General features: G+C 43.2%; 3 protein-coding genes and 1 pseudogene. All 4 read left to right on the forward strand.

Annotated elements, in window-relative coordinates:
* On the forward strand, window positions 1–1,358 hold a 1,358-nt coding region (locus WS42_RS14155), incomplete at its 5' end, for a GH92 family glycosyl hydrolase (protein ID WP_046451305.1).
* Between the two features lie 13 nt (window positions 1,359–1,371).
* Entirely contained in the window at window positions 1,372–4,059 is a 2,688-nt protein-coding gene (locus tag WS42_RS14160; protein WP_022161339.1) for a TonB-dependent receptor, read from the forward strand.
* Window positions 4,060–4,342: 283 nt separating this feature from the next.
* Window positions 4,343–4,912, forward strand: a complete 570-nt coding sequence (locus WS42_RS14165) for a sigma-70 family RNA polymerase sigma factor (protein WP_022161338.1) — start codon at window positions 4,343–4,345, stop codon at window positions 4,910–4,912.
* A 138-nt stretch (window positions 4,913–5,050) separates the two neighbouring features.
* Window positions 5,051–5,298 (forward strand): annotated as a pseudogene (locus WS42_RS14170) (hypothetical protein); the annotation flags it as partial.

The raw sequence follows: 5,298 nt of genomic DNA on the forward strand, positions 1-5,298 counted from the left end.
CCGAACAGAGGGAGACTTTTTATACGTCGGTCTATCATGCTTTCCTGCATCCCTTTATCTTTCAGGATGCAGACGGGAAGTTTAGAGAGTTGGATAAAAATATCGGTCAGGCAGAGGGTTTTACCAATTATACCGTCTTTTCTTTGTGGGATACTTACCGGGCATTACATCCCTTATTCAATCTGGTGCAACGGGATATCAATGCCGATATCGTCAACTCGATGCTGGCCCATTATGACAAGAGTGTCGAACATATGTTGCCGGTCTGGTCGTTTTATGGCAACGAAACCTGGTGTATGATCGGATATCATGCTGTATCGGTGATTGCCGATGCCATCATGAAAGATGTGAAGGGATTCGATTATGAACGGGCTTACGAGGCGATGAAGACTACGGCGACTAATCCCAACTATGATTGTCTGCCGGAATATACCGAGTTAGGTTGGGTCCCTTTCGATAAGGAGAAAGAATCGGTATCCAAGAGCCTCGAATATGCCTATGACGATTATTGTATTGCTCAGGTGGCTCAAAAGCTTGGAAAAACCGAAGATTATGAATTTTTCATGAAGCGGGCTTTATCTTATAAAAACCTGATCGATCCCGGGACGAAATATATGCGTGGCCGGGATAGTAAAGGCAACTGGCGCACTCCTTTCGCTCCGATCGCTTATCAAGGTCCGGGATCTGTCAATGGCTGGGGGGATATTACCGAAGGTTTCACCTTACAGTACACCTGGTATGTTCCTCATGATGTGCAGGGGTATATCAATGAAGCCGGAGAAGATTTGCTCCGGGAACGCCTCGATTCGATGTTCGTTACCCAGATGGCCGATAATATCCCCGGAGCACACGATATTCAGGGACGGGTAGGGGCTTACTGGCATGGTAATGAGCCTTGCCATCAGATCCTGTATTTCTATAATTACCTGAAACAACCCTGGAAATGCCAGGAGAAGGTGCGTTATATCATGGATACCTTTTATGGGAATAAGCCGGATGCACTCAGTGGAAATGACGATTGCGGACAGATGTCGGCCTGGTATATATTCAATACCATGGGATTCTATCCGACAGCTCCGTCCAGCAATGTGTATAATCTGGGTTCTCCCGGGCTTGCTGCGGTCGATATGAAGATGAGCAACGGTAAACATCTTCGGATGACTACCAAGAATTGGTCGGCTAAAAATGTGTTTGTGAAAGAAGTATATCTGAACGGGAAGAAGTACGATAAGTCGTATATAACCTATAATGATATTAAGGATGGAGCGGATTTACACTTTGTGATGAGCAGCCGTCCGAATTATAAACGAGGTGTGGCCGAACGGGCGGTCCCTCCCTCTGTTTCAGAAAAACGATAAAAGACAGAGGACGATGAAGATAGTATGGTTGCTTTGTCTGCTGTGCTTGGGAGGCAGTTTAAAGGCTCAGGTATTGTCGGATTCGGTCTCTTGCCGTTTATCGGGCAGAGTGGTCAGCGGAGAGGATGGGAAGCCTCTCCCTGGCGCTCATATTTTTTTAGGGATAAAGCGAATTTTGGTAGCTGTTACAGATTCGCTGGGAAAATTCGATGTCGGGAAATTACCGGCTGGCGAACAGTGGCTGAAAGTCTCTTTTGTCGGTTTCCGGCCGTTGGAACAAAAAGTTGTGTTGGAAGGACATACTGCTGTCGGGGACATTTCCCTGAAAGCACTTATTCTCGACGAAGTGGTGGTATCGGCACGGCCTCCGCTCACTGTGCAGAAAGGAGATACCTTACAGTTCAATGCGGCGGCTGTCCACTTGGCTGAAGATGCCGATCTGGAAAAACTGTTGAAGAAATTGCCGGGTTTCGAGATTGTAGACGGGAAAATTATGGCCCAGGGGCAGGAAGTGAAAAAAATCACCATCGATGGGATGGAATATGCGATCAATGATCCTGCTGCAGCTTTGAAGAATCTTCCGGCTAAACTCGTTGCCCGTATAAAAATGTACGATGATAAAAGTGAGGAGGCTAAATTCTCGGGTTATGACGATGGGAGTAAATCACGTACATTGAATATCGAAACCCGGAATCCCAACCAGATGAAGGTGTTCGGACGCGGCGAACTGGCTTATGGGCTGGAAAAGGTGAAAGATAAATCCTATTCTGCTTCTGTATCGTTGAATTTATTCGACCGGAAACGAAAGATTACTTTTAGCGGAAATGCCGGCCGGATGGCCTTGAACGACTTGCCGGATGCCCGTTACCGGGATGAAGGGAACAAAAATAAGAACCATGGACTTTGGGGTAATTATTCGTCACAGATCAATAAGAAACTGCAGGTGAGCGGAAATTACCGTTGGAACGCGAACGTAAATAATTCTGCTTCCCTTTCCCGTCAGGAATATTTGCCTACCGGGAATTATGAAAGCCGCGTGTACGATAATGAGAGTCATTCGAACTCGGATAATCAAAGTCATGGAATTAATTTTAGTCTGGATTACAAGATCAATGACAAGAACCGGATCCGGTTCAATCCTGATTTTACTATTTCCCGGGGAAATCAGGAGAGTTTGTCCTGGAATAGCAGTATGGAAAACGGGGATACCTTAAATCGAACAGAAACGAAAGCCATCAATAAAAACGATAGTAAACGGGCAGGAGGTAATTTCTCGTGGATGCATGCTTTTAAAAAGACAGGACGTACCTTGACGTTTCAATTCAGTGGAGGGTATAATGAATCGAATTCCGGTGATTATCAGCATATACACGAGAAAATAACCGAGCGGGGAGATAGTTTGCGTTTTCAGAAAAACGATAATGAACGGATAAACTATTCAATGGGTACCGGATTGTCTTATTCCGAGCCTTTGACGAAGTTTGCGCGTATTAGCTTCAATTATCATTTCCTGACGAGTAAAGATCAGTCGGACCGGCATAGCCTGGCTTACCGGGATGCCGTATTCGAAGAGCTGATCGGGATAGATACGGCCTTAACGAATAAATCGATCAATAAACAAGTCAGTCAGAATTTCGGGGTAAATTATAATTATCATAAAGAGAAAGTTACGCTGAACGGGGGTGGTTCGTTGCGTCTGATGCAGATGGAAAACCGGAACAGGTTTATCGGGAAGCCCGATTCTTTGGTCGGATCCAACTATCTCGATATTTCACCCCGGGCAGAGCTATCCTACCGGATGAGTGAAAAACGGAATGTCAGTGTCAACTACAATGGAAATACTTCTTCTCCGTCGGCCGTGCAATTGCAGGATGTATTGAATGTCAGCAATCCCTTACAAGTATCTAAGGGAAATCCTGGATTGAAAAAGTCTTATTCGCATCATCTTTCGATGAGGTATACCAGTTCGGAACCGATGAATTCCCGGTTTTTCTGGGCTAATTTCGATGTACAGCAGACGATCAATCAGATCTCTTCCAATGTAAAATTTATCGGTAAAGACACCTTGATCGATGGATATTTGGTGTCGAAGGGAGGTTCGTTGACCATGCCGGTGAATTTGAATGGGATGTGGAGTATGAATGTACATACCAATTATTCGATGCCGGTGAAAAAAATCCATTTGGATTTCGGGGGAGATTACAGTTATTCGCATCAACCCTCGATTTACGATGATCAGCAGAATGTCACTCAGATGCATCGGGGACAAATCAGTATCGGCGTCAATACCGACTTATCGGAGAATTTCGACTTTTATTGCCGGCATGCTACAAGCTATTCCCATTCCCGGAATTCATCCACCGGTAAAGCTCAGAATCTCGAAGAGACGGTAATGGCCAATTGCAGGTGGCTTTTCTGGAAAGGTTTTTTTGTGGGAGGAGACTATTTTTATACTTATTATTGGAACAAAACAGGGACAGTGACCATCCAGTCGAATAATCGTCTGAACCTTGAATTGGGTAAGAAATTCGGTAAAAAGAAACAGGCCGAATTGGTATTCCGGGCCAACGATATCTTCCGTGACCGGAGCCAGGTGCACTATTCCGTAACCGATTTGTACACCCGGATGGATAGTTCGACTAGTACGCAGGATTATTATATGCTTTCCTTCTCTTACCGTTTTAACCGGATGGGGGATTAGTAATCAATATATGATATTCGTTTTTTTCTGTCTGCCCTTCCTGGATACCATGGCCAGGATAGAAGTAATCATATAATTTTCGGTAAAAGTAACAATTTCCCCAAGTCTATGAAAAACAAAAGTTAAACGTAGACGTGGCCCCATCGACAATAAAGTCGATCGGTGTTTGAGGGCATCCGGACAGAGGTTCCGGGTAATGCTACTAAGTTTTGGTATAGATAAATGTTTCTTGTTCAAAGAAAAAGTATACTTTTGTCTGTGAGGGTCAAAAATTCGTGGTGTTATGAAGCAAAATGCTTTGTTAGCGAAATCCATAAAGGAGGGGGATGAAGCGGCATTCGAACTTTTCTTTCGGGCAGAATATAATAATGTCGTAACCTTTCTAAATCGGTATCTGAGGAATAGTTTGCTTGCGCAAGATGTTGCTCAGGAATCTTTTATTGCATTGTGGCAAAAAAGAGAACAGATAGATGCTGCAGGGAATATACGGGCATATATTTTTACCATTGCCAGAAACAGGGCTTTAAATGAAATGGCATTGAAAATTAATCAAACCCGGACTGAATGGGAGAAGAACGAGTTGGCAATTGCAATTGAAGCAATGAATGATCCGGATTTGGTGCAGGATATTCAAGCTTTGGAATTAAAGGAGTTGATCAGAAAAGTGTACCTCGAATTACCTGAAAAAGTAGCTGAAAGTTTTATATTAAGCCGGGAATGTGGTTTGAGTTATGAGGAAATTGCTCAAAAAAAAGGAATTACCAAAAAAATAGTGGAATATCGCATTAGAATAGCTTTACAAGTGTTTAAAAAGAGATTGAAAGATTATATGTATTTTTTTCTATTTTGGTAAAATAACTCTATTTTTTCAGGGGAAAAAGCTTGGGGGAATGTATATCATGTAGCTTATTAAAATAAATGGAAAATAATAAACGGGCTGATGACAGATAACAGATTAAAATAGCTGTCTGAAAAGTTTAAAGGTTTATAAATGATGGATAGGAAATTATTGGAAAAATATATCGATGGAATAGCTTCCGGGACAGAAAGAAAGGAAGTTGTAGAATGGATTGTAGAAAGCGAAGAGAATAAACGGGAGTATATCCGGTTAAAGACCCGGGCTGCATTGAAAAATCTTCCATATACTTTGTCTATGGACTCGACCTATGAGGAACGGGTGGCACCAAGGGGAAATAAGCGTAAAGTCACTGTGTGGGGAGTGATTACCAGGGTAGCTGC

Source organism: Odoribacter sp. N54.MGS-14, assembly GCF_000980295.1.
In the GTDB taxonomy this organism is placed as follows: domain Bacteria; phylum Bacteroidota; class Bacteroidia; order Bacteroidales; family Marinifilaceae; genus Odoribacter; species Odoribacter splanchnicus.